Here is a 26883-nt window from a genome sequence, read left to right on the forward strand (position 1 = left end):
CCCAATCAAGAGTATCCAAAGGTCGCTATTTACCCATTACCGGCAGCCCGCTGGGAACACTTTCGGGGACCGATTTATCAAACGAATCGTCGTTGAGCGTGTTTAAAAACTCGACGATCCGGGAAATGTCTTTGAAATTAACGTCCATATGCGTCGCTAGCGGGTCAACCTGCCCTTCTTTAACATGGGGATTCAACACTTTGCCCCCTGCGATATCTTCATAGAACATCAGCACCTGGTCGAGGGTAACAAATTTGCCACTATGCATGTAGGGACCGGTAAACCGCAGGTTCCGAAGCGAAGGTGTCCTGAATGCATACTTTTTACCGGCGCCCGAATCGCTCTCCTTTCTATTATCGGTATCGGGCACGCCCAGCGTATGTAATTTAAAATCGGAGAACATCGGACCTGAGTGGCATTTGGCACAACCGGTGGCCAGAAATGCATTCATTCCTTCTTTTTCGCCAGTCGATAATGCATTACTGTCGCCGCGCATGTACTGGTCGAAACGCGTGTTGGTGGCCACCAGCGTGCGTTCGTACGCTGCGAGGGAGCGGGCCAGATTGATCCGGCTGACAGGCGATTGCTCTTTGGGAAACGCCACGGAAAACAGCCTGCGGTACTCGGGTATCTGTGATAACCTTGTTACTATTTCGTCGAGGATACCATTTTCGTGATAGCCATTTCCCCGCATTTCTTCCAAAGTTTTGATGGGTTCCAAAGCCTGCTGTTCCAATCCTTTGGCCCGATTATCCCAGAACATCGGGGCTGATGCCGGGTCGTACTCCTCATTATTTCTAAGCCCATTAAAGGCAGTATTCAGTACACTCTGAGAATTTCTCTTTACAAAAGGAATATCATTGGGATCCACGAAACGGCGGTTTTGTCCCCGCCCGACGCCGTTTACACCGATGGATGTTTCGAGAAATTCCGCATAGTTGAATTCGGGCTGATGGCAGGTAGCGCATGCCACATCCTTGTTCCCCGAAAGTACCGGATCAAAGAACAGCAACCTGCCCAATGCTACTTTTTCGGGCGTCGAAGGGTTATCGGCGGGATCAGTGGGCGTCCGCGGTAATGCGCCAAGGTCCGCGATCGTTTCCACGCGCTCTGCTTCCTTTTCCAAGGCTGCATTACGCTCCCTGCCACATGAAAAAAGCATAGTGGCGCCACACAGGCTCAAAATACAGTTCCTTAATACTTCAATCGATATTCCTGTCATTCCAATCTCCATATTCGAACTCGAACTCCCTTATATAAGGCAAGCAGGGTCCGAAATTTACCATTGGTCCGATATGAATAACCATGACGAAGGTCATACCCGCGTACTAATCTGCCCGAAGATTCTTCACCGGATTCAGCAGCGCCGTTTTGATGGCCTGAAAGCTAATGGTGACAACAGCCAGCAGCAAAGCGGCAAGCGCCGCCATTGCCGGTACTTCCCAGCCAATAGAAATGCGATAGGCAAATGCCCCCAACCAACGCTCCATCGCCCACCAGGCCAACGGCAGGGATACTGCTATGGCTATGAGAACGAGCAACAGGAAGTCACGCGAGAGCAGGAATGCCACACTCGTTACCGATGCCCCAAGTACCTTGCGTACGCCCACTTCTTTCACGCGCAGCTTTGCCGAATATGCCGATAAACCGAAAAGGCCGAGGCAGGAAATAAAAATAGAAAGTGCCGCGAAACCGTTGAAAACCTTGCTCATGCGGTTCTCGGTAACATAAAGTTTATCCAGGTTTTCGTCCAGAAAGGCGTAGGTAAACTTGCTGGCCGGCGCGAGCGTATGTATACGGCTTTCGAGGAATCCGATGGTGGCAGGCAGCGAGCCGCCTTTCACTTTCACCAGCAGATAGTTGGTGCGATAAGGGTTGTACTGGATCACCAACGGCTCCACGCCCGCATGAAGGGAGGCAAAATTGAAGTCTCTGACCACCCCTACCACTATTCCCGTATCACCTTCGGCTACGAATGCCTCGCCGACGGGATTTTGGAGCCGGTATGCCTTTACAGCGGCCTCATTCAATATAAATTCATAGTTTTTGATTTCAGGAAACTGGCTGCGGAAAGCCCTTCCCTCTTTGAGTTGAATACCCAGCGTGGTTAGCAGCTTGTCGTCCGACCAGAGCATTCTCGAGTTTTCAGGCAGCGGGTCCTGCTCCGGCCGGTGTAGCGGCGAAGCGGTATAGTTTCCGAAACGTTCGCCCGGCAGCGTGGAAGTGATCGAAAAGCTGGCGATGTTGCTGTTTTTGGACATTTCGTCCATCAATACGCTGTATTTTTCACGCATCTGGTCGTACATGGTTACCGCCACCACCTGGTCTTTGTCGAAACCCAGATCCTGATGATGGAATAGCTGCATTTGCCGGTAGACGATCATCGTACCGAATATCATGAATACCGAAACTGTAAACTGGAATACGATTAATCCTTTCCTGACAACATTTACCCCCGTCCCGGAAAGCCGCTTGCCTTTCAGTGATACCACCGGATTGAAACGCGCCACAAACCAGGCCGGGTACAGGCCGGCAAGCAATGCAATACCGGCAACGAGCAATGCGACAATGGCCATATTCGGGATAGTAAGCATGCTGTCGAACACAAAACCACCCGAAGCCACATTGGTATAATAGGGAATAATGAGCTTGAACAGCAGCACCGCCACTGCGGTCGACAGCAAGGTAACGAGCAGCGATTCGCCCAGGAACTGACGTAACAACTGGCTGCGGGTGCCCCCCACGACTTTGCGCAGACCAATCTCTTTCATACGGTTGAATGCCAGCGCAGTAGAGATGTTCACAAAATTGACAGTCGCTACGAGCAATATGAAGATGGCCGCAACGGCAAAAATGTAGATATAAGTAATGTCGCTGTTAGGATACATTTCTTTTTCCAGCTTCGAATGCAGGTGAATGTCGCGGATCGGCTGCAAATGCAAGTGGCGTGTTGCGAGTATCTTTTCCTTAGAATCGCCGGACGGCCCGTAAAATTTGACTGCAAATGCAGGTAACCCAGCCTCTACCTGTGCGGCCGAGGCGTCTTTACGCAGCAATACGTAGTTGTAAAATCCAGACCATCCCGTGTTATCCAGCGATTGTTTGTCCAGATACCGCTCGATCGTCGGCATTGAAACCAGGTAATCGAATTGAAAATGGCTGGGAAATCCGAATGACTTCACAACGCCCGTAACAAGGAGGGGCAGCCTGGCCCGGTCGTCGAGGATCGTTTTGCCCATCGGATCAGCATTTCCGAAATACTTCTTTGCCATTGCCTCGCTCAGTACAATGCTATTGGCGCCTTTGAGCGCCGACTTGGGATCCCCCGCCACAAATGGCAGATCGAACGTCCCGATCACTTCCTCATTAGCAAAAAAGCCGCCTTTCTCTTCAAACCGCTTCACCTCGCCTGCCGGGCTTGTGTAGCTGAAAAGCTGGTATGGGAATAACCGGTGCATCCTCACGCCCGCCTCTATCTGCGTGAAGGCCTGTTGCAACGCGGGGACCAGTGGCGGCGGCGTGGCCGCCCAATGCCGGCTATCCTCTCCGGTACTCTCGTAGGTTACCCGGTAAATGCGGTCGGCCTTTTCAAAACCTTCCTCGTAACTCAGTTCATGACGGATGTGAAACGTAATGAGCAGCACGCCGGCGATACCGACGGCGAGGCCTGTAATATTGACAAGCGAAAAAGTCTTGCTTTTCCAGAGATTGCGCCAGGCAATTTTGAGGTAGTTTCTGAACATATCGGGCGGATGTTTTAACAGAAAGAATAATGTCCTGCGTCGAAGAGGCTAAAAACAAGTGCCAGAAAATCAAGTTATTCATTTTCAATAACTTAAAATAAAATCCATTGAATCCTAATGTCCGTTATCGTACAGATGTGACCGGCACGGGCGGCCTAATTCTGCTGACATTACAGTATCACAACCTCTACACGCTGACGCTCTAAGTGATTTTACTCCACTCGGCATCCGGTTTTATATTCGGCTATACGGTACTTATTTTCGCCGTACTAACGCTCGTCATTCGCACCAAATGGCTGGGGCGCGCGGCAAAAAGCAAGTAAAGGAGCAGGATGTTGCTTTAATTGTGGAGTAGACCGAACAAGGAAGCAGGGAATCGGCAATCCCAAACCGTCGTCAGTTATTTGCTTCTTTGCCCGCATTTTCATTAAAAAAGTCAATTGCAATTCGGCAAAGCATTTCGCTTTTCGCCTCTGGCATTGCGTGTCCCACATCGGGATAAACACACAACTGGCCTCTTTTAAGCGACCGGTACATTTCGATGCTGTGTTCCAACCGGATCATGTCCCGGTCTCCCCGGATTACCAGCACCGGAATAATAATACTTGCAAGCTTTTCATCGGGGACTTTAAGTTCCCTCGACCACATTTTTTGGTTATCCTCCCAAAACTTGATCCATTTATCGGGTTGAGGATTCATTTTCTGATAATTCGCAAGCCAATCTTTATCCTCTTCTACCGCTTCGACCGTATATTCTTTCAATAAATTACTCCCTTCCTGCGTCAGCCCGCTCGATTTCGTATTGGAAGCTCCACTTATTACCTTCTTTACCTTATCAGGCCTGTTTGCGGCAAGCAGGAGCGCGGTGTTGCCTCCCATACTCCATCCCAACACATAAACACTATCCAGTTTCAATCGGTCGATCAGGGCAGAGCCATAATCGGCCAGTAACGCGCCACTCAAACTATCGGCTTGCTCCGAACGACCGTGGCCGGGTGCATCGGGCGCTATGATTCGGAAATGTTTTGATAACTGCGGTATAATATCGCCCAGGTTTTCAATTGATCCTAAACCCTGATGCAAAAGCAACAGAGGCGCACCAGTCCCATATTCTTCATAATAGATCTTGGTGCCTTTAATGGTCAGATATTTACCATTATTTGAACCGTATTTAACCGGAACTTCCTTGTCTTTGCGTTTTTGGCAGCATATGAGTGTAATGCCGATAAACAGGTAGCAGAAAATTTGTTTCATATCAAACCGGGTTTTTATATGAGTAATACGCCAACCGGCTTGTATCTGCGGCACGTAACCATTTGAAGAATATTAGCACAGCAGCCAAAACTCCCGCTGCTGTAAACACAGTCGCCACACCAACCTGTACCGATACGAATGAGGGGCTATTTCAGGGCACCAGCTAGGATCGTCTGGAAAAAGTCGATCTGAATGACAGGAAGATAATCGATCCTCAGTGGCCATTCACTATTATACGATATTTGCCAACTATGCAGGCGCAAAGCGACTCCATTTACAGTTCAGCGAACCGATTTAAGTAGTTATCGGGATCCGTCATTTGAAGGGCCATGCGATCCTGCTACGGTCCGGCCGAAGGTGGCGGGAATGGTCGGGAAGGACCTCCGAACATGCAAGATCGGGAGGGTGCCTCCTGAATGTGATTCACCGCGAAAGAGGCCCCGGCAATACCTGGTAGTCGATTAGGACCGAAAAAACCACCAGACTTACAGCTCCAACAAGCGCACGCGGAACGCTTTGAAATAAGGCTTCCTTCACAGAGCTCTTTTGTGCCACTTTCCAAACCCGCTTCATTTTACTACTGATCAAAAGATTAAAAATAAATTAGAAAAAACAGGAAACTGCTTTGCTGTAATTCTTATATTTTTTTGATCTTTATGACGTCTCAAATGAAGAAGACGCTCAATCCCTAACAAACGTAAAGCATGTCCCCTATCAACAATTTACTTCCTAGCCTGTTAACGCTCGCACGGCCAAACCGCGGGCAAACGTATACGAATACAAGTAACTGGCGGTTTCCAAAATAATCTCATTTCCCGGCTCTGACTGCCCTTTCCTTTTTTTGGAATAGCAACTATTTTTTGACCGATTAACACCAATCGGTTACAACCATGGGTTATCCGTGTGTGTCACGTGTTTGCTATATCCCTCCAAACAGGGACGCGCAGTCGGCAATCAGGTTCAGGAATGTTTGAAATACCCGACACCAAGAGTATCAGGAATAATAACTCAGATTATTGATGGATTCCGCTCCGGCAACATCGCTCATTATTGCAACTTATAACTGGGTGGAAGCGCTGCATTGCAGCCTTTTGAGTGTTATAAAGCAGAAAATTCTACCGACGGAGGTGGTCATCGCCGACGACGGGTCCGACAAACGGACGCAGGAACTGGTCCGCGAAATGCAGGAAACATTTCCCGTGCCCATTATCCATGCATGGCACGAAGACAATGGATTTCGTAAAAGCCAGATACTCAACAAAGCGATCGGGCGGTGTTCGGGCTCCTACGTGATCCAGGTCGATGGTGATGTGCTTCTGCATACCTCTTTTATACAAGACCACCTCGCAGCAGCCGAACGCGGGACGTTCATACGCGGGACGCGCGCACGGCTTACACCGGCCAAAACCGATGAATTACTCCGCACTGCAGGCACGGACGTCAGTTTTTTTTCAAAAGGAGTTTATAACAGGCTCAATGCGTTGCGGCTGCCCGTATTGCAATCGCTCGGGCAACGCAAGGAAATGAAAAGCCGGAGCGTCCGTGGCAGTAACCTCGCCTATTGGAAAGAGGATTTCGTGCGCGTGAATGGCTACAATAACGAACTCAGCGGGTGGGGCCACGAGGACGAGGAACTGGCAGCCCGCTTCATCAATAACAACATCGTCAAAAAGATTGTGAAGCTGGGTGCCGTACAGTACCATCTGCATCATGAAGAACTGCCCCGGGCGAACGAACCGGCTCATCGCCAGGTCATTCAACATACCCTGCTAACAAAAGTCAAAAGATGCCTTAATGGATATGAAAACCTTCTCTAAGAGCGCGCTGATTATTTCAACCTACAACTGGCCGGAAGCATTACGGCTTTGCCTGCTCAGCGTTCGGGAGCAGTCGGTTTTGCCCGACGAAGTGATTATCGCCGACGACGGGTCTACCTGCCAGACAGCGGAGGTGATCGAAGCCATGCGGCCATCGTTCCCGGTTAAACTCATCCATATATGGCAGGAAGATGAAGGTTTCCAGCTTTCGAAAATCCGTAACAAAGCCATTGCAAGCAGTTCGTCCGACTATATTATCCAGGTCGACGGCGATCTTATCCTGCACAGGCATTTTATCAAAGACCACCTCGCACTGAGCAAGCGCGGCACGTTCGTAGCGGGGAGCAGGGTCCTGATGAACAAGGAGTTATCCGAAAGCATGCTGGGCCGGCAAGAGGCAAGGATCGCGCCTTTCCAGCCCGGCCTGGGAAATTTCACTAATCGGTTCAGCATCACCTGGCTGAGCAGATATATGGCCGATCGCTACAAAACGCGCGATATATTTGCATTACGCGGTTGCAATATGGCCTTTTGGCGGGAAGACCTGCTCCGCGTAAATGGCTATAACGAAGTGTTTCATGCCTGGGGGCGCGAGGACAATGAAATTGCCGTGAGGCTGCTCAACTTGGGCCTGAAAAAACGGGCCGCCAAGTTCGCCGGGGTTGTTTTTCACATTTACCATCCGGAGGTTGACAGGCGCGGCTGTCCTCAAAACGAAACTTATCTCACCGATGCGTTACTGAACAAAACCGTGTACTGCAGTCAGGGCATTCATCAATATCTTGAAAATATTGAACCGGTTCAGCTGGCCGAGAGGGAATTTGCGCTTTAATGAATGGGTAACAGCCAATTAATCTCCGTCATCCTGGTCACGTATAATGCAGAAGGTTTTTTGCAGCGATGCCTCGACAGCATTTACAGCCAGCATTATCCCCACATCGAAATCATCGTCATGGATGGTGGCAGCACCGACGGAACAGCCGCTATCCTTAGCGACAATAGCGAAAAGCTAGCTTTCTGGAAAAGCGAAAAAGACGGCGGCATTTATGAAGCGATGAACAAAGCGCTGGACCATGTCCGTGGGCAATGGGTTTACTTCCTCGGTGCCGACGATGTACTTACCCCGGCATTCTCGCAAATGGCCGAAGCGCTGGAAGACCCGCACGCTATTTACTACGGCAGCGTACTAAAAGCCGGCAAAAAGTACCTGGGAAAAATGGCGCCCTACCAACAAGCCAAGACGGGGATCAATCACCAGGCAATCATTTACCCAGCTGGAATTTTCGCAGGGCGCAATTTCAACACACGCTACCGCATTTCCGCAGATCACGTGTTCAACATGCAATCCCATAGTGACAAGCGTTACCACTTCGCTTTCAGGGATTTTGACATTGCAGTTTTCAATGATACGGGCATATCATCCATTCAAAAGGACCCTGTGTTTGAAAAAGAAAAGGCCGGACTGATCTGGAAGCATTTCGGAACGGTCATTTATCTGAGGTTTTTATTTAAAAGGTTGAAAGAACGGATTTCAACCACTAAAAACCTTCCTGCATAACCATCCCTTTATGTCTGTCGAATACGATCTTGGGCGGCAGGCCGAGCAGTTTCCCAAGCAGGCGCTCCCGCCATTTTCTTTTCGGGATAATGCTGATTAAAAGCATCGTCAAACGACAAAGCGTTAGCTGCAATGCATTACTTTTTTCCTTCGTGAGCAGCTGTTTTACCTCCTTCAAATACTGGTCGCGCTGGTTATAGCTCTTTTGATTTTCCGTCCGGAAACGAAAGCCTCCCAGCATGAACGAGGTCGAATACAACCGCTCGTGTCTGGAAAACCGAAGCCAAAGTTCAAAATCCGCAGCCAGGGGGTGGTTTTGATCGATCACGCCGCCCGCCCGGTCCCACAGCTCCCGCCGCCAGAAAACCGATTCCTGCTGTATAAACCTGCCATCAAACAATTCAAGCCGCCGCCGCGACCAGCGCTGCCCGTAAGGAAGGTCGTCATACAGAAAAGCCCGCCCGCCTTCGTCGAAGAAAGTGTTGGCACCCATAATCCATTTCACTTGTCCAAACCGCCCGAATATGTCCGCGACGGTAAAGAGCGACTTCGGATGGTACATATCGTCGGCATTGAGCCAGGCCATAATCTCGCCCGAAGACCGTTCGAAGCCTTTCTGCAAGGCGTGATAGAGACCATTATCGCGCTCGCTGACCCACCACGCAAGCTGCCACTCGTATTTCCGGATAATGTCCAAAGATCCGTCGGTGCTTCCACCGTCGATAATGATATATTCCAGATTAGGATACCCCTGCCCCAGCACCGATAAAATGGTATCTTCCAGGTATTTCCCCTGATTAAACGAGGGGGTCACAATGGTGATTTTCGGCAGGGACATATTAAATGTATAAAACTGGTAGGTACCCTGTTACGAAAGCGATAATTCGTATTGATAAGGTTCGTGCACCCGCTCTTCAAGCTCAAACAGTTCGGAGGCCAGCACCATCAGAATGGCGTCATGGGTGATTTCAAGCAGTTCGTACCGGTCTTCCGGCGCCAGCAGAAGACATTGGTCTGCCGTATTCAGAACAAAATGCTGGGGTTCCGCTCCGGCATGATTGACAATAAGGCAACTCCCTTTCAGACAAATGACCGCCTGCTTCATGCGTTTGCGGCCATTTTTGAATTGATCGGGGTCATTGACGTAAAAGATACGCTTGATTTCAAACGGGATGACGCGCTCGATCACAGTCAGGCTTCCGCGTGTGTCCGTAAAGGTTTTCAGATTAATTAAACGAGCCAAGGAGTGTTTACGATTTAAGTTAGGTTAATGCATTCTTTTTGGTATAATTCTTATAGCGCCCCCGCAACCCGAACTGTATACGTCGCGACAAACTAACCTTTATCCATCTCAAGACCATCGGGTCTTCATGAAAAACGGCCGTTGGATCAACCAGCAGGATCTGGGATTCCGCAGAGGCAAGCGCTTTGATATAAGTACTGTACACGAGCCGGATCATATCATCCGGGAGGTAATATTGTTCGGCGGTGAGGCGAAAACTTCCGTCGGTGCAGTACCGGAAATCGTGGAAGTGGTAAAAGACAAGCGGTACTTTCCCGGTACGGGGATTTTGCAAAAACACCTGCCCATTCTGACTTTCGCAGACGTAATCCACTGCATTCCAGGGCGCTATGCCGCCACCCGGGTGTTCGAGCACATGTACGCCCGTGAATCGTTCCGTCCAGTCGTCGAGGTATTTCTGGTCGCCGAATTTACCGTCTTCGAAACGGGCGTAACACCATTCCAGGCAAGCATTCATCCACCACGCCAGTACCCTCAGCCCGTCGCCGGTGTTTTTGAAAGTAACAAACTGAACACAATAGATGCCGCTGTTTTCCGACTGGTCGTACTGCGGGCTGTACCGGTGCGCCGTGATCAGCACCGATTTTTCGCCGATTTCATCCGTCAGTACCTTCGGGTCCGCGAAAAACAGCAGGTCGGCATCGAGGTATGTACAATGATCGAGTGAATATGTATGGATACAATGCCAGATCGTGAAGGACGTGCAGGTCCAACAGTATTCTCCGGGTGTCCGGCTGTCTTTTACGGCGAGCAGCTCCGGCGTTTCAAATTCATGCAGGGAAATGACGGTCGCATTCAAGAGGTTCATGCGCCGGAGCAGCGCGTCGCAAGCATCGTTGAACGCAAAAATATACAAATGAAAATCAGCCCCTTGCCGGACCAGCGAATTGTACATCGCCAATCCCCGCGAGAGGTAGCATGAATTGAAAAGGGTACAAAAATTCTGCATTAAAGTATGTTAGGGGTCGAAGAGGGCGATCTTCTGCCACAAATATCCATGATAAATTGCGAATGCAAGCCTCTTCGTGGTTGTTAAAATAATATATCGCAGACTATTTTCCCGCAGACAAGGTTGTAAAATCTGTACAGAATTAATTGACTATCAGTTATATAATACACAATCCCTCTCATTATCACGAAGTTGGCGATGCCAAGATCGTATTATAATGCAGTTACTAAATAAAATCCTAAATTGCGCGGATACTAAAAGACGAATATGGCCTTCTTTAAACCCAAGAAAAAAAATCCGTACGGCTGGTTTGGTGACTATAAAAAGTGGGAATCACTGACGGCGCTTTCCGGCGGCTACGAAGCGGAAGCGATTTTGGATAAAACAAAGAATGCACTCCTGAAAGTAAAGAATGGCCAGGCAGTATACGAGCGTGATTCGGTATTGTTTGACAAAAAAATTTATCCCTATTCCGTCATCTCGGCGCTTCTATATGCCGCTATCGAATGCGGCAACAAACTGAATGTCCTTGATTTCGGCGGGTCGTTAGGCAGTACTTATTATCAGGTAAAGGATATCGTCCCGCCCGCGGTGCAGTTGCATTGGAGCGTAGTCGAGCAGGAGAATTATGTCCGTTGCGGCCAACAGTTTTTTGAAGATAATATCCTGAAATTCCATTTCACGATCGAAGAAAGTTTGGCCGCCAGGAAGGCCGACGTCCTGCTGCTGTCGAGCGTGGTGCAATACCTGGAAAAGCCGCACGATTTCCTGGAAGAGATCAGGCAGTACCATTTCAAATACATCCTCATCGACCGCACGGCATTTATCAAAGCCGACCGCCCCGACCGGTTGACGCTGCAAGTAGTTCCGCCGGATATTTACGAGGCACATTATCCCGCCTGGTTTTTCAACGAGAAACGGTTTTTGGAGCATTTTGAAGGATACGACATCAAAATGGAATTCGAATCATTCGTCGCCGGTGAACAGGAAATGGAGATCGACCATGTGAAAGCGGGCTACGACAAAGGCTTCTTCCTCATCAAAAGCTGAACAGCGCATTACTTGCTTTGCCTGCTCACCATTTCATTGATCCAGATCGGCGCGAAAGGTGATGTACAGCCCTTGGAAACAGGATAATCGCGGTAAATGCCCAGCTTCTCACCAATCGCCAATGCACGTGCGCGGTGTTCCGGGAAATTGATCCCTATCTGCGCCAGGGTCGTGTTCATGGTCCATTGTGCCTCGGAAGGAGCTGTCGGCATTTCGGATTCGATCCGGTCGAGCAAACCTGCTATGTCGATCCCCTCGGGACTGCGCGTCACGCGCCCGGCCGTGAGGCTCCAACCTGCGCGGGCGGCCCACGGGTAATCCGAGTTCATCCAGACTTCGCGAAGTTCCTCCTTTTGAGGATGCTCCTTGATAATGTAGGAAGAAAGCCAGTCGGCAACCCAGAAATAGTTGACGCCATGCACCAGCCGGTCGAGTTCGCCGACGGATAATAATTTAGGCTTCATGATCAGCACAGCCAGGAGCTGCGCCTCGATGTTGCCGGTATCCCACAATGCAAGGCCCAGCTCGTGGTCGACCTTGATTTTATTCGCGATGGCCCGGATGTCGCCCATTTTCACTCCGAACTGATTTTCGTGTGCGCCATTTTTAGTGTTCATGGCGCGCACTTTTTCATGTCCGAGCGATCCAAGTTGTGTTAATGCTTGTTCTACGGTCATTTTCCCTGCATTTTTTCCGGATCATCGTAGTTGACCATCCAGTTGATACCAAATTGATCGGTCAGCATTCCAAAATACGCACCCCAGAACATATCGGCCAGCGGCATTGTCACCCGGCCGCCTGCCGAAAGTCCGGCAAAAAGCCGATCGGCTTCCCCGCGGTTTTCCGCACTGACCGAAATCGAAAAGTTGTTTCCAGGCTGGTAACCGGAAGCCCATTCACCGCCCGTATCGCTTCCCATCAGCATCGTTTCCTTGCTGATCGGCAAGCTGATGTGCATGATCCTGTTCGCGTCGTCCCCGCTCATACTTTTGCCATCTTCCTGGGGCATCTCCCCGAAACGGCCTACATAGGGAAAATCTCCGCCAAAGACGGACTTGTAAAAACCGAAGGCTTCTTCGCAGTTGCCATCAAAAGTGAGGTAAATATTTACGGTAGCCATTGTGGTGGTTGTTTGGATTAATACCTCCAATTATAAGGTTTTTCCAATAGAAAACCTCCTGAAATTCCAATTGGCTCATCGTGCACCGGTGCTTCGTCCAGTCATTACCCCGACAGTGTTTTTTAATATTTATTCAACAAATAATTAAAAATAACAGTATTTGTTTAACCCCGCTTGACTTATTAGCCCAAGTTACTCCTCCTCTACACTTGCTGCCTCGCCGGCTGTTCCGCCGGATTATGATATTGTTAAATCGCTTTTTCCTAAAAGCGTAAATACAAACGATTGCCCAATTTTGTCGCCTCAAAACCGGAACTAACTTAATCTATTCACCATACCCAAAATCTACACCCATATGTATCGATGTAAAGAAAGGCGGCCGCTGCGCGCAGGCACCTTACACAAATCGATTGCCCAGGCCGCGCTGATCGCCCTGATCGGCGGCGCGAGCTGGGCATCCCCGACCCTTGAAACCGGAGTCAAAACCGGGAATGTGCACCGGAATTTCATCAAGGCAGACCGTCAGATCAAAGGCCGTGTAACCGACGGCGATACCCCCGATGGTATTCCGGGCGTGAACGTAGTTATTAAAGGCTCCCAAACCGGTAGCGTTACCGATGCCAGTGGCAACTATTCCCTGGAAATTCCGGAAGGCGGCGCCATTCTCGTATTTTCCTACGTAGGTTATGTGAGCCAGGAAGTGGAAACGGGTACACGCTCCACAATCGACATCGCATTGAAGGCCGACAGCAAGTCGCTTAATGAGGTGGTCGTTGTCGGGTACGGTACTCAAAAGAAAGTAAACCTGACCGGCGCCGTCGACCAGGTGGGACAGGAAGTGTTGCAAAACCGTCCGCTCCCTAACCTTGCACAAGGCCTTGTAGGGGCGGTACCCAACCTGAACATCCGGATGTTCGACGGCAAGCCTACGCAATCGCCCGCATTCAACGTCCGCGGTACTACGTCGATCGGTCAGAACGGAAGCGCTCTCGTACTCATTGACGGTGTTGAAGGCGACCCGCGCATGCTCAATCCACAGGACATCGAAAGCATTTCCGTGCTAAAAGATGCCGCTTCGGCCTCCATTTACGGCGCCCGTGCAGTGTTTGGCGTGGTATTGATCACAACAAAACCGGCTCCGGAAGGCAGGATCAGGGTTTCCTACTCCGCCAACTACTCGATCAAATCGCCGACCGAGGTGCCCGACAATATCACCGATTCATACCCGTGGGCGCAAGGTTTCAGCGATGCCTGGTCGCGCTGGAACGACAACGGCAGCACGCCGACGGCGATCAACAAAACCATCGCATTCTCCCCCACCTACCTGGCGGAAATCAAGAGAAGATACGAAGACCCATCGCTGCCACGCGTGGAAGTGAACCCTACGACCGGTGAATATCAGTACTATTACAGCACCGATTGGTACAAGGAATTGTATAAAAAACGGCTCAGCGCCCAGGATCACGCACTTTCCATTGCAGGTGGTACCGACAAGGCCACGTACCTGCTGAGCGGCCGGTTCAATAACCAGGACGGCCTGTTCCGCTACAATCCGGACAAGTACAGCATGTACAACTTCCGCGGTAAAGGCGGTGTTCAGCTGGCCCCTTGGTTGCGTGTCGACAACAATACCGAGTTCTCGTCGATGAAATACCACCAGCCGCTAAACGTGGGCGAAGGAAGTGGTATTTACCGAAACATCGCCGACGAAGGCCACCCACTGGCCCCATTGACCAACCCCGACGGAACGCTATCGTTTTCAGCAGCTTATACCGTGGGCGATTACTATTACGGCAAAAACGCCAGTGATCAGACCCGGCGTTTCCTGAAAAACCAGACCGCACTGAAAGCCCAGTTCTTCGACAAGGCGCTGACGATCAAAGCCAATATGACTTTCCAGAGCACCGATAATGCCGTTCAGCAGAACCGCGTTCAGGTTCCGTACAGCCGTACCAAAGGGGTAATTGGTTACACGGGTACTAACACCAACGATATCTCGGAGAGCAGAAGTACCACCAACTACCTGGCTACCAACTTCTACGCGGATTACGTAAAGTCGTTCAACAACGCCCACAACTTCACTTTGCTGGGCGGTTTCAACTACGAAAAATCGCTTACCACCGGCCTGAGTGCCTCGCGTAACGGTATCGTGTACGGCGACGCCGACGACATCAACCTGGCATTGGGACAAAGCATTACCACAAGAGGCGGATACCAGAAATGGGCGATCGCTGGTGGCTTCTTCAGGTTGAACTACAATTTCCGCGAGCGCTATCTGCTCGAAGTGAACGGCCGCTACGACGGTTCATCCAAATTCCCCACCGACCAGCAATGGGCATTCTTCCCGTCGGTATCAGCCGGATGGCGCGTGTCCGAAGAGCCCTTCTGGAAAGTCAGCCCGAAAATACTCTCGAACGTAAAAGTCCGCGCTTCTTACGGTTCATTGGGTAATGGTAACATTCCTCCTTACACCTTCAATGAGAAGTTCAACATTTCCCAGTTAGGACGCGTGATCAATGGCATACGTCCGCCAGCCACCAGCATGCCGGCAGTCGTACCAAACGGACTGACCTGGGAAACTGCTACCACCGCCAACCTTGGTCTGGACTTTTATGCCCTGAACAGCCGTCTGCAATTCTCGGGAGACATTTACCAGCGGAAAACGACGGACATGTTCACCGTGGGGCCTACGGTTCCTGCGATTTATGGTACATCCGTTCCATTTGGAAACTACGCCGACCTGAAAACCAACGGATGGGAGCTTACCATCAACTGGGACGACCAGTTCAATATGGCATCGAAGCCTTTCCACTATAATGTGCGCTTCACCCTGGCGGACTCCAAAGCGACCATTACCAAATACAACAATCCCGACAAAAACCTGACCGACTATTACGAAGGCCAGCGCGTGGGTGAGATCTGGGGTTACAAGGTGGCCGGTCTGTTCAGGTCGGATGCCGAAATCGCCGAATCTCCTTCGCAGAGCAACATTCCGAATACCAATACCCGGAAAAACTACGTGGGTGATATCAAGTTCCAGAACCTGGATGGCGACAATGTAATTTACCAGGGCTTGAACCGTGTAGGCAATTCGGGTGACAAAACCATTATCGGCAATTCGGAGCCTCGCTATACCTACGGCGTCAACCTGTCGGGAGACTGGGGTGGCTTTTTCGTGGGCGCGTTCTTCCAGGGTGTCTTGAAGCAGAACTGGTACCCATCGTCGGAAGCCCGTTTCTGGGGACAATATAACCGTCCTTACAACTCCTACCCCCGCTGGCAACAGGACAATATGTACCGCGAAGAACTGGGTAACTTCGACGCCTACCTCCCGCGCCTTGTGGGTTACGTAGCGCAAGGTTCCGGCCGCGCGTTGCAGGTAGCCAACGACCGCTACATGCAGAATGTAGGTTATATCCGCCTGAGAAACCTTCAAATAGGTTACACCATTCCGGAGCGCATTACCTCGAAAATCCACGCCCGCTCGCTGCAAGTATACGTGTCCGGTGAAAACCTCTGGACCTGGTCGCCGCTTTACAAATGGACCCGCGACACCGACGTAACCAGTATTTACGGATCCGACCGTGACCTCGGCAACGGAGGCGCCGGCGACGGATATAACTACCCGATGTTGAAAGCCGTTTCTGTTGGCTTGTCACTCAATTTTTAATGAAATGATGAAGACTAAAAAAATACTAAACTATACGCTGGCCGTCATGCTGATCGCTACGGCAAGCTCCTGCGACCTTAATGAGGTGCCGGTGGATACCGCTACCAACGCAGCCGTTTTCGGATCGGAAAGTGGTCTTGAATTGTATGCCAACTCTTTCTACAACCTGCTTCCTGATCCGGACGTAGGTGTATTCCAGATCGACGACAACTCCGACCTCGTCGCACGTAATGGCGTGGACAACTACCTGGCCGTAAATGCCCTAAGCCCCATCACCAGCGGCGGATGGAGCTGGTCTGACGTTCGTAACATCAATTACTTTATCGAAAACACAGAAAAAAGCAGTGTACCAACCAAGAATCATTACCTGGGTGTAGCGCGCTTTTTCCGGGCCCTTTTTTATTTTGAAAAGGTGAAAAGATTCGGTGATGTACCGTGGATCGACAAGACTATCGACGTGAAAGACGACGCTACACTGTACGGCCCGCGCATGAACCGCTACGAAGTCATGGACAAAGTGCTCGCGGACCTGAACTTTGCGATTGAGAATATTACATTGACGTCCGACCCGTCGGTAACACGTATCACCAAAAACGTGGCCCGCGCATACAAAACGCGTATTGCGTTGTTCGAGGCCTCGTGGCGGAAATACCATACCGAAGACAACAAGCAGGCGACTGCCAATACCTGGTACGAAGAGGTCGTGAAGGAAGCCAATGCGATTACCGGCTATACGCTGCACGCAGGCGTCGCCGACAAGGCTTACCGCGATTTGTTCCTCGCGAAAAGCGCCTTCGCCGACGAAACTATTCTTTCGGTAGCACTGAGCGCCAGCTTGCAGGTGTACAGCTCGGCCAACCGCCGGTTTATCAGCCCTACTTATGGTAACCGTCCCAGCCTGACACGGCGTTTTGTAAATACCTACCTGAACCTGGACGGCACACCATTTACCAGCAAGAAGGGTTACGAAACCACCCCATTTGTAGAGGAAGTGAAAAACCGGGACCTGCGCTTGAAACAAACCATCCGCACGGGCGACTATACCCGCACGGAAAACGGCATACCCGTGGTTGCCCCGCCGAATTTCAGCCAGACCTACACCGGTTACCAGCCCATTAAATGGTGCTACGACGAGCGTTTCCCATTCGACGACGAAAGCCGCAACGACAATGCGCACGTCATCATGCGCTGGGCGGAAGTCCTCCTGAACAAAGCGGAAGCATTGGCCGAGCTCGACAAAATGGACGCCACCGAATGGACCAACACGATTGGCGCGCTGCGCAAGAGAGCAGGTATTACAGGCGCTACCCTTACCACGGTTCCTACCACGGCCGATCCTTATATGGTCTCGTTCTTCGGAGGGAAGTTCAACAATCCCGTATTGCTCGAAGTATTGCGTGAAAGAGGCACCGAAATGGTTTTTGAAGGCCTTCGTCCGGACGATCTGAGAAGATGGAAACTGGGTAATCTGTTTCAGGACGCCCCCATGAACGGAATGTACGTACCGGCACTGGGCGAATACGACCTGAACGGCGACGGCAAGAACGACGTGTATTTCTATCAGGGAACCAAACCGACGTCGACAACGCCGGGCATTGCATTCGTGGATGTAAGCCCGTCGACTGCCGTAGGACGTATCCAGCTTTCCAAAGGCACTTCCGGCGAACTGATCTGGAACCCGGGAGCACGCGAATGGGCGGATAAAAAGTACCTCTGGCCTATTCCGGAACCGGACCGTATCAGAAACCCGGCGCTGGGGCAGAATCCTGGGTGGTGAGGCTGGAAATAGTCAGGATGTAGTCAGAATGTAGTCAGGTGTGGTCAGGTATGGTCACTGACGGGCTGCAAAACTGTTAGCGAGGTTGCCGATGCCGGCGGCCTCGCTTTTTTTATACCTCAAAAAATATTTTACATACAAAACATGATTTTATATTTCAATAATACATACATTTAATGACTAAATAGACTAAAAGATTGACTACCAGATGAAAGGAACCAACCTTGGCGAATTTGAAGAACTGGTTTTACTCACGATCGCCGCACTCGGAATGGAGGCGTACAGCGTAGCGATTTGTGATGAACTGGAACGGTATACCGGCCGTGCGTCCAAGCTGGGCGTGGTACATGCCGTCCTTAACAGGCTCGAAGATAAGGGACTCGCCAAAAGCCACCTGGGTGATGCCAGCGCCACCCGCGGCGGGAAACGCAAGCGCTTTTATGAAGTATCTCACGCGGGCAAAGTGGCGCTCATGCGGGCGAAGGAATTACGCGAAACGATCTGGCGGGACATCCCGGGCTTTAACCTCGAAGGCTCCATATGAAAAAGCATGATCCGCAGCCACCCGGGTGGGCCACCCGGTTCCTGAAATGGTATTGTCGCCCGAGGTTGCTCGAAGACCTGGAAGGGGATCTTTATGAATATTTCCTGCGCAATGCGCGCGATAAGGGCGTGCGCTACGCCCGGCTGATCTATTGCCTCGATGTGATCAAGTTCATGAGGCCTTATACCATCCGAAAAATAGAACTTCTCCATTTCCTAACCCATTTCATGATGATCGGCAGCTATTTCAAAACGTCGCGACGGAACCTGGTCCGTAACAAACTGTTTTCATTCATCAATATCGTCGGCCTGGCTGTAAGCATGTCGGTAGGACTGCTGGTGATCGCCATCGTGAACGATCTGCTATCGTACGACGACTTTCACAAAAACAAGGACCACATTTACCGCATCATTACCCGGAATCAACCAGAGGGACAGTCACCGATGGACTTCGCCTCCTCTTCCGCCAGGGTCGCGCAACGGCTCCGCAGCGATGTTCCGGGTATTGAGCATTTTACCATTATCCGCAACGGCTTTTCGGGAGATGCCCAGGTGGGCCGGAACATTTTCCCGCTTGAAGCTACCTGGGCAGATGAGTCGTTCTTTCAGATCCTCACATTCCCCCTTGTAGCCGGAGACCCGGCCACGGCGCTCAAAGAACCTTATTCGCTGGTTTTGACCGAAAAAACAGCATTGAAACTCTTCGGAAACACCAACATCGTAGGAAAAACCGTTCGCTTCGACACTCTCGATTACCAGGTTACAGGCGTGGCCAGGGACGTTCCGCATCTTTCCCATATCCATTTCGACGCCCTGATTTCGTACGCCACGGCGGACGCAACGTTCGGGAAAAAGGGCGATGGGTTTTACAATTGGGACAATATGTGGTCCAACTACATCTATGTAACCATTCCGAAAGGTGGCAACATTGCAAGCGTGCAACGCGCGCTGGAGCAGATCAGCAAAGAAGAAAACAAAGCCCTGCTTCACAGAAAAATAACGTTGTCGCTCCAACCGTTCAAGGACATTGCATTGGGCAGGAAACTTTCGAACGACATGGGGCCTCGCACCGAGCCCTCCACGCTTTGGCTATTGGGCGGGCTCGCATTTGTGATCATTCTTTCGGCTTGCTTCAACTACACAAACCTGTCCGTTGCACGCTCGCTCAGGCGCTCACGCGAGGTGGGCGTGCGCAAAATCATAGGTGCCCGCAGGAGCCATGTCCTGGGCCAGTTCATGGCCGAATCGGTCATGATCGCCTTTCTTGCCTTACTGTTTTCTTTCGGGCTTTTCCTGTTTTTGCGAAGGGAATTCTTTGCGCTCTCGCCGGAAATTTCCAGGATTTTCATGCTCGGTCTGTCGTTGCGTTCGGTGCTTTGCTTTATCGCCCTGGCGGCATTCACCGGGCTGGCCGCGGGCTTTCTTCCGGCTGTGTTTTTCGCCAAGATCAACGCTCTTTCCGTGATAAAGGACGCGTCGGGAATCAGGATTTTCAAGCATATCGGACTGCGCCGGGTACTTATCGTGGCACAATATGCGCTTTCGCTGACATTCATCGCCACTACCCTGGTCGGTTACAGTCAATACAAAGGCTTCCTGAATTTCGACCTGGGCTTCAACACCGAAAATATCCTGAATATCAAACTGCACGGCGCGGATGCCACAGCGTTGAAGAAGGAACTGGCGGAAATACCGGAAGTAAAACAAATATCTCAATCGAGCATGGTGACCAGCGTGGGCAGCATGTACGGTTTCGACGTAAAATACTACCCGACCGGCGGTGCGCTGCCAGCAGACTCCGGCTTAGTGTGGGTCAATACGGTGGATGAAAACTACCTGCCTATCCACAAACACAAGCTACTGGCCGGCACCAACTTTACGCTCCGACCCGAAAAAGGAAACGAAAGCGAACTCATTGTAAACCAGCAGGTACTGAAACGATTTAACATCGGGATCCGGGATCCGCACAAAGCGCTGGGCCATATCATAGAGGTAGATGGCCAAAAGCTCACGATTGTAGGCGTATTGAAAGATTTCCATTACGGGACGATGGAAAACAAGATCGAACCGGTGATGTTTCGGTATTCCAAAAGCGAGCCTCGTGGTTACCTGAACCTCCAGATTGCCTCCACGGACCTTGAAAACACCATGGCAAAGATCGAAACGGCCTGGAAACGCTTCGATCACGTGCATCCCATGAATGCCAGGTTCTATGATCAGCAGATCGAAGCGGCATATGCCGATTTCTCCATGATGGTCAAAACCATCGGTTTCCTTGCATTTCTGGCTATCTGCATCGCTTCCCTGGGGCTTTTTGGCATGGTCGTGTTCACCACCGAAACCAAATTGAAGGAAATCAGCATCCGCAAAGTGCTGGGTGCCAGCGAGCCTGGGCTTGTGTATCTCCTTTGCCGCGGATTCATCTCGCTGCTGGGCATTGCCGCCCTGATCGCCCTCCCGGCAACCTATCTCCTGTTCGACAAAATATTGCTTACCCGTTTCGCCTACCACCAGCCCATTGGCCTCGCCGAGCTGCTGGGCGGCACATTGGTCGTCATGCTGCTCGCGCTGTTAATGATCGGCTCGCAAACCGCCAAAGCCGCCAGGAGCAACCCGGCAAAGGTCTTGAAAAGCGACTAGCGAATTGCCGCCAATTCAACCTGGCGGCAATTTTATTTGATCATATACTTTGAAATACAAAGTACTTTTTAAATATTGAGAAAAATTTTGATCGCTTATGAATCTTTTGAACCGTCTGGCCACATTTTACCCCGAAGCAAAAGGGAACAAATGGTTCCGCTACTTTGCTGTCTTCTGCCGTATCGGTCTGGCATTGGCCTTTATTCCCTCGGGTGTAGTAAAAGTAATGGGCGAAAGGTTCACGGCATTGCCATCGAACCATCCGCTGGGCCATTATTTCGATGCCTTGCATTTGACCGGCTTCTATTATCCGTTTATCGGCGCCGGGCAGCTGGTCACCGCGGCTCTGTTGCTCATTCCGCGCACGGCGGTGCTGGGTGCGCTTATGGCATTTCCCATTATTCTCAACATCTGCGTACTGGTTTACGCGACCCGTTTCGAAGGCACTCGCATTACCACGCTCCTGCTGTTCGCGAACGTCTATCTGCTTTGCTGGTACTTCGACAGGATCAAGTATATTTTACCCTTCAAACATGCCGACCTCGGTATACCGGAGTACAAACCGGTCAATAGCCGATTTCCCTTCGCGTTCTTCGGCATTGTGATCGCCATTATCGCGGTTGTCATAGTCGGCAACCATTTCCTGTACGACATCCGCCCGGGCAACTCCGCGCTTGAATGTACGAATGGCTGCGCCGGTAATGCCAACCCCGAGGCATGCAACCATTTCTGCGACTGCATTTACAACCAGGGGAAGCCGCTGAATGTTTGTGTGGAGGAGTATGAAAAGGCTTCCGGGCGCTAGATTGGGACCAAAACTGATTTATTTAGTAATATACATTTGTTTTTATATAAAATTAAATTATATATTTGATCAGCAAGGTTAAACGCTCATTCACAACTAACCAAACCTGACAAATGGCAGCAATAGAAGTACCCGGCAACGCCCACGGCACTGGCCCAGGCAGAGTAAGAAGCAGGATTTCCACACGCGTAGACATGACGCCTATGGTGGACCTCGGCTTTTTACTGATCACATTCTTCATGCTTGCGACCACCATGAGCAAGCCCACGTCCATGTCTGTATTTTTCCCCGACAAAACCGTCATCACCGATACAGAACCGATCCGTGCTTCCGGTGTTCTGACACTTTTCCTTGGCGGTCACAATCAGGTCTATTATCTCGATGGCATCGCGGCGACCGATGATCGTGCATCTTCCGCGCTCAAAACCACCCAACCTGGCTTCGAGTTGAGGAACGTGATTTTCACCGCACAGAAACGCGTCGCCGCATTGCCGCGCACAGGAACCGGCGACCGCTCGTTGATCGTGGTGATCAAACCGACCGCTGTTTCGAGCTATAAAAATATGGTGGACGCGATGGACGAAATGGCTATTACAAAATCAAGGAGATATGCGCTGGTCGACCAACTCACCGAAGCGGAAACAAAACTGCTCGGCGACCGGATTTTGGATAAGAAATAATGCGTCCATCAGGACCTGGTTGCCATCCTACGGTAATGCTTCCGACTTCCGCCCGGAAAACGAATACCACAGAAGAATGGCAAAAGCGGCGATGAGCAGCGGTGCGGCGATCAGGTTCACAACATTCCATCCCCAGCGGTCGAGGGCTGCACCGGCTGTAAAGGACGACAATGTTGCGACGGCATACACCATGAAGTCGTGAAAGGCCTGACTTTTGGCCCGGTCGCCGGCAGCATATGACTTCGTGAGCAGCGCGGTCCCTCCGATAAACATGAAGTTCCAGCCGACGCCGAGAAAGATCAATCCAGTGGTGAAATGAATTAAGTCCGTGCCCGACAGCGCCAGAGACAAATGCAGCAGGAATATCAAAATCCCGCAGCAAATGACCCGCACCGCACCGAAACGTTGAATGAGGTCTCCGGTAAAGAAGGAGGGCACAAACATGCCCAACACGTGCCACTGTATGACAATGGAAGAGTCATCAGCATTGTAGCCGCATATTTTCATGGTAATGGGCGTAGCGGTCATCACCATGACCATCACGGCAGACCCTACCGCAGAAGAAGCGATGGCCCCAATGAAGGCCGGTCGCTTCAATATCTCCGAAAGCCGACGTTCGCGTTGATCCGTATCCCCAACCGCCGATTGGCGGGTATCGTACCTAATGCGGGAAACGACCACCATCGCCAGGAGCGACAGGGCCATAATCGATACATAGGAATACAAAAAAGGAATGTCGCCGATATCCTTGGTAAACCGCGCGATGGATGGTCCGGCGATCGCGGCAAAAACACCTCCCGAAACAACCCACGAGATAGCCTTACTCCTTTCGGCCTCCTCTACCGACTCTGCTGCAGCGAACCGGTAATACTGCGAAAAGCCCTGGTAAGCTCCGATGAACATATTACCGACGACGAAAAGCCAGAAATCCACCAGATAAATCCCCAGCGAGGTTAATGCCCCTGCCACAAACCCCAATCCGATGCCCAACATAAAGCCTCTTTTCCGTCCGTATTTTTTCATGAACAAGGAAGCGGGAATCAAAGCGGCGGCTGTTCCGATACTGATGACGGCGACCGGCACCGTTGCCAGGGCTTTGTCGGCGGCGAGGTTATACCCTACAAGGCCCGACAGCGCTGCCACCAATATCCCTGCCGTCTGAAAAAAAGCCTGACCGGCCACCAGCGGAAAGACATTTGTGAGAAACCGACCTTTTGCATTCATAGAGATGTCAGCTATCTGATCCGCATCCAAACGGATAAACCGCCTGAATCTACGGCAATGTTCAGCTACATCCGAGCCTTTTAGTAGGTTATTTCGCCTCGCCTGCTCCGTTTTGTTATTTTTAGCATCACACGGAAAACATTTGGCAATGCATATACCCTCTCCCGGCGAAGTCAGGACCATCGCGGCGATTACCGACCCGGCGATCCGCAACTTGCGCATTACGCAATGCTACCACGAACTTTCGACTGTATTCACCAGCCGCACAGGCCCTGTCGCGAATTGGTGCACGTTTGCTACCTGGGCTTCCAGGCAGGCGGGCCAGAGTATCCGGCGCGAAGACTTGCTGCGCAGCGTAGAGGCCAGGCTGAACCTCAGCCAAATGGAGGAGCTGAAGGTATTGTGGCGCATCGCAGGCGAGCTGGGAATCGAAAATGCATTGCAACAAAAGCTATTCGGTATCATCCGCAATACCTGGCTGGCGGTCATTATTGATCAAATCAGCGACGCCGTTGCCCGTGGAAACCGGAAGGTTTTCGAGGAAATCGGTTGGGAATTTGCGCGGTTTATTTCGCTATGCTTTCGCGACGAGGCATTCGATCAGCAACGGCTGAATGCATTCTGCGCAGGGTTCAGGACGGGCAACCCTCCCGACGGACAGCAATATCTTAAACAGGCTTTTACCAATTACTACCAGGCCTTTTTTGAAAAGGACCCGCAGCTGCGGACCGAATTGCAACTGCTGGCTAATCTCGAAATCGGATTTCATGAACAGACTCGCCTGCAGCCCGAGATAGCGGCCTCGCTGAATGCCACGATGGACCTGGACATCGAAGTGATCCGCAGGAAAATAGTCGACAGCTTTTTCCCTCCCGACAGCTGGCTGGCCCGTATCCGGCTCGCTTACCTTAAAATCACCGGGCAAACATCGCGCCTGGACAAAGCCATCGATCAGTTGATGAAGCGGTTACAGGGCATTGTAAGAGAACTCCTCACCGCCCACCTCATGACGTTGACCCTCCCACCCGACCTTCGTCTTTCGTTGGGCAGGGATCTGGACAAACCCTACCCCGAAATATTGACACACATTTCGTGCACGGGCCTGCTGGCCCTGCTTTCTGAAATAGATCCTACACCCGACAGCGTAACCCAGAGCGGTGCGATCGACTGGGCCGACCTCCGGGAGCGCATCCATTTCATCGCAGAGTTGTTCCGCTGTTACCACATTGAGACCGTGCTGCATAACGCTGCCTTTACACCAGAACAAATCGAGGCGATGCGAGAAGGCAAATTACCCGCCGGGCGGCTTTAAGCATGATAGAACCCATTGCAGGGTCACAAAAGGAGTTTCGGCCTGTTTGGGTAGAAACCGAAATGTGATCCTTTTTCTTTGAGATTTCACCCACAAGGGACCATACTTCAAAACAAACAAAACGTAATCACGTATGAGAAAGGTAGTTCTATTTGCGCACATGTCGCTGGATGGTTTTGCAGGAGATATCAATGGCGGGCTGGGTTTCCTGTCATATGATGGAGAATTACAGGAATATGCGGCGGAACTGGTAAAAACAGTAGGCGCTCCCTTGTATGGCAAGACCACCTATCAATTGATGGAAGGTTATTGGCCCACCGTACTGAACAACCCCAATGCCGATAAACATGCGCTGGAACATGCTCAATGGGTCCATCAAATTCCCAAAGTAGTGTTTTCAACAACGTTGGACGGTGTGGACTGGAACAATACTACGCTGATCAAAGAGAATATCGTCGAAGAGGTCGGCAAGCTCAAACAGGAACCAGGCAAAGACCTGGTTATATTCGGTAGTCCGGGCCTTGCCAAAAGCTTTATGAACCTGGGGCTGATAGATGAATACAAGCTCACCTTGCATCCCGTAATATTAGGAAATGGCATTAGCCTGTTTGATAACAACACAACTATCAGTTCCCTGAAACTGCTCGAAACCAAAACGCTTGGATCCGGGGTGGTAACACTGCATTATTCAGCTAATCAATGAAAGAGGAACTATCGTTTATAATCAAATAGAACTATATCTATTAAAATAAGGCATAAAGCGCATTTTGTAGAAGTTATTAAACAAAAATTCATTTTCAATTTTAACCACTCCCGAAACAAATTGTCATACTAGTTACCATTCTATTTATTAAAAAATATTTAACAAAAATATCAGAGAATATTTCCGTTAAATTATCGGAAATGAGTTGTTGCATTCCAATAAAAAATCCCATTATTGCAACCCATTAATCACATCAAATAATTAAAAACTATGGGTTTATTATCTTTTATCAAGGGCGTGGGCGAGAAAATTTTCAAGAAAGAAGAAATCGCGGCCGCACCTACTCTCGAAGCAGCGGAACCGCTGCGGGCAAGTGCACTGCTGGCGCATGTGAAATCGCTGGGCCTTGCCTACAATAGCCTCACTGTTAAAACTTCCAATGATACGGTAGTTCTGGAAGGTGAGGTGGCCCGGCAGGAAGATGCCGAAAAAATCACCCTTGCCGTAGGGAATGTGGAGGGCGTGGAAATTGTCGACAACCGCATTAAAGTGGTCGCACCGGCGCCAGAAGCCACTTACCATACCGTTGTGAAGGGCGATACGCTCTCGAAAATCGCACAGACTGTTTACGGTGACATGATGAAATACCCAGTTATTTTCGAAGCCAACAAACCTATGCTGAAAGATCCCGATCTGATCTATCCAGGTCAGGTATTGCGGATTCCTGCATTATAA

22 protein-coding genes are annotated in these 26883 nt (G+C 50.7%); 13 read left to right on the top strand and 9 right to left on the bottom strand.

Going from position 1 to position 26883, the window contains the following annotated elements:
- Positions 1-25 precede the first annotated feature (25 nt).
- From AAHB90_RS12185 to AAHB90_RS12195, 3 genes are all read right to left on the bottom strand, one after another.
- Positions 26-1162 carry a cytochrome-c peroxidase gene (locus AAHB90_RS12185; RefSeq protein ID WP_342085388.1) on the bottom strand — a complete coding sequence of 379 codons (1137 nt, stop codon included), beginning with the start codon at positions 1160-1162 and terminating at the stop codon, positions 26-28.
- A gap of 166 nt (positions 1163-1328) precedes the next feature.
- Entirely contained in the window at positions 1329-3743 is a 2415-nt protein-coding gene (locus AAHB90_RS12190; RefSeq protein WP_342085389.1) for an ABC transporter permease, read from the bottom strand.
- A gap of 396 nt (positions 3744-4139) precedes the next feature.
- The gene (locus tag AAHB90_RS12195) at positions 4140-4997 is read right to left on the bottom strand and encodes an alpha/beta fold hydrolase (protein WP_342085390.1); all 858 of its coding nucleotides are present in this window, start codon (positions 4995-4997) and stop codon (positions 4140-4142) included.
- Between the two features lie 1019 nt (positions 4998-6016).
- On the opposite strand from AAHB90_RS12195, the gene AAHB90_RS12200 reads away from it, so the two are divergent.
- From AAHB90_RS12200 to AAHB90_RS12210, 3 genes are read left to right on the top strand one after another with little or no spacing between them, the layout of a single operon-like run.
- Complete coding sequence (locus AAHB90_RS12200) at positions 6017-6814, top strand: glycosyltransferase family 2 protein (protein WP_342085392.1); 798 nt, start codon at positions 6017-6019, stop codon at positions 6812-6814.
- Positions 6798-7646: a glycosyltransferase family 2 protein gene (locus AAHB90_RS12205; protein WP_342085393.1), complete on the top strand. Its 849-nt coding sequence runs from the start codon at positions 6798-6800 to the stop codon at positions 7644-7646. The genes AAHB90_RS12200 and AAHB90_RS12205 overlap by 17 nt, the downstream gene beginning before the upstream one ends.
- Positions 7647-7649: 3 nt before the next feature.
- The gene (locus AAHB90_RS12210; protein ID WP_342085394.1) at positions 7650-8372 is read left to right on the top strand and encodes a glycosyltransferase; all 723 of its coding nucleotides are present in this window, start codon (positions 7650-7652) and stop codon (positions 8370-8372) included.
- Here AAHB90_RS12210 and AAHB90_RS12215 read toward each other — a convergent pair.
- Genes AAHB90_RS12215 through AAHB90_RS12225 form a run of 3 tightly spaced genes read right to left on the bottom strand, consistent with a single transcriptional unit; the run spans position 8353 to position 10624 of the window.
- Positions 8353-9210: a glycosyltransferase family 2 protein gene (locus AAHB90_RS12215; RefSeq protein WP_342085395.1), complete on the bottom strand. Its 858-nt coding sequence runs from the start codon at positions 9208-9210 to the stop codon at positions 8353-8355. The two genes, AAHB90_RS12210 and AAHB90_RS12215, sit on opposite strands and share 20 nt — an antisense overlap.
- 30 nt (positions 9211-9240) lie before the next feature.
- Positions 9241-9615: a sugar 3,4-ketoisomerase gene (locus AAHB90_RS12220; protein ID WP_342085396.1), complete on the bottom strand. Its 375-nt coding sequence runs from the start codon at positions 9613-9615 to the stop codon at positions 9241-9243.
- A gap of 19 nt (positions 9616-9634) precedes the next feature.
- Positions 9635-10624, bottom strand: coding sequence for a glycosyl transferase (locus tag AAHB90_RS12225; protein ID WP_342085397.1), 990 nt, complete (start codon positions 10622-10624; stop codon positions 9635-9637).
- 267 nt (positions 10625-10891) lie between these two features.
- Here AAHB90_RS12225 and AAHB90_RS12230 point away from each other — a divergent pair, with 267 nt between their 5' ends.
- Positions 10892-11674 (top strand): methyltransferase, TIGR04325 family, encoded by a 783-nt coding sequence (locus AAHB90_RS12230; protein ID WP_342085398.1) that lies wholly within the window; start codon positions 10892-10894, stop codon positions 11672-11674.
- Between the two features lie 8 nt (positions 11675-11682).
- On the opposite strand, the gene AAHB90_RS12235 is transcribed toward AAHB90_RS12230, so the two are convergent.
- Both AAHB90_RS12235 and AAHB90_RS12240 read right to left on the bottom strand, forming a co-directional pair.
- Positions 11683-12351 (bottom strand): DNA alkylation repair protein, encoded by a 669-nt coding sequence (locus AAHB90_RS12235; RefSeq protein WP_342085399.1) that lies wholly within the window; start codon positions 12349-12351, stop codon positions 11683-11685.
- The gene (locus tag AAHB90_RS12240) at positions 12348-12794 is read right to left on the bottom strand and encodes a VOC family protein (RefSeq protein WP_342085401.1); all 447 of its coding nucleotides are present in this window, start codon (positions 12792-12794) and stop codon (positions 12348-12350) included. The genes AAHB90_RS12235 and AAHB90_RS12240 overlap by 4 nt, the downstream gene beginning before the upstream one ends.
- Before the next feature lie 355 nt (positions 12795-13149).
- On the opposite strand from AAHB90_RS12240, the gene AAHB90_RS12245 reads away from it, so the two are divergent.
- The 6 genes from AAHB90_RS12245 (at position 13150) to AAHB90_RS12270 (ending at position 22909) form a co-directional block, all read left to right on the top strand.
- On the top strand, positions 13150-16464 hold the full coding sequence (locus AAHB90_RS12245) for a SusC/RagA family TonB-linked outer membrane protein (protein WP_342085402.1): 3315 nt from the start codon (positions 13150-13152) through the stop codon (positions 16462-16464).
- A gap of 4 nt (positions 16465-16468) precedes the next feature.
- Entirely contained in the window at positions 16469-18241 is a 1773-nt protein-coding gene (locus AAHB90_RS12250; protein ID WP_342085403.1) for a RagB/SusD family nutrient uptake outer membrane protein, read from the top strand.
- 208 nt (positions 18242-18449) lie between these two features.
- Complete coding sequence (locus AAHB90_RS12255) at positions 18450-18785, top strand: PadR family transcriptional regulator (protein WP_342085404.1); 336 nt, start codon at positions 18450-18452, stop codon at positions 18783-18785.
- On the top strand, positions 18782-21424 hold the full coding sequence (locus tag AAHB90_RS12260) for an ABC transporter permease (protein WP_342085405.1): 2643 nt from the start codon (positions 18782-18784) through the stop codon (positions 21422-21424). Before AAHB90_RS12255 ends, AAHB90_RS12260 begins: the two co-directional genes overlap by 4 nt.
- Positions 21425-21521: 97 nt before the next feature.
- Positions 21522-22229: a DoxX family protein gene (locus AAHB90_RS12265; protein WP_342085406.1), complete on the top strand. Its 708-nt coding sequence runs from the start codon at positions 21522-21524 to the stop codon at positions 22227-22229.
- A 113-nt stretch (positions 22230-22342) separates the two neighbouring features.
- Positions 22343-22909 carry an ExbD/TolR family protein gene (locus tag AAHB90_RS12270; protein ID WP_342085407.1) on the top strand — a complete coding sequence of 189 codons (567 nt, stop codon included), beginning with the start codon at positions 22343-22345 and terminating at the stop codon, positions 22907-22909.
- Positions 22910-22936: 27 nt separating this feature from the next.
- On the opposite strand, the gene AAHB90_RS12275 is transcribed toward AAHB90_RS12270, so the two are convergent.
- Positions 22937-24133, bottom strand: coding sequence for an MFS transporter (locus AAHB90_RS12275; RefSeq protein WP_342085408.1), 1197 nt, complete (start codon positions 24131-24133; stop codon positions 22937-22939).
- Between the two features lie 148 nt (positions 24134-24281).
- On the opposite strand from AAHB90_RS12275, the gene AAHB90_RS12280 reads away from it, so the two are divergent.
- From AAHB90_RS12280 to lysM, 3 genes are all read left to right on the top strand, one after another.
- On the top strand, positions 24282-25445 hold the full coding sequence (locus AAHB90_RS12280; RefSeq protein ID WP_342085409.1) for a hypothetical protein: 1164 nt from the start codon (positions 24282-24284) through the stop codon (positions 25443-25445).
- Between the two features lie 133 nt (positions 25446-25578).
- Positions 25579-26148 carry a dihydrofolate reductase family protein gene (locus AAHB90_RS12285; protein ID WP_342085410.1) on the top strand — a complete coding sequence of 190 codons (570 nt, stop codon included), beginning with the start codon at positions 25579-25581 and terminating at the stop codon, positions 26146-26148.
- A gap of 270 nt (positions 26149-26418) precedes the next feature.
- Positions 26419-26883 (top strand): peptidoglycan-binding protein LysM, encoded by a 465-nt coding sequence (lysM, locus tag AAHB90_RS12290; RefSeq protein ID WP_342085411.1) that lies wholly within the window; start codon positions 26419-26421, stop codon positions 26881-26883.

This window comes from Dyadobacter sp. OTU695, assembly GCF_038440355.1.
Classification (GTDB): domain Bacteria; phylum Bacteroidota; class Bacteroidia; order Cytophagales; family Spirosomataceae; genus Dyadobacter.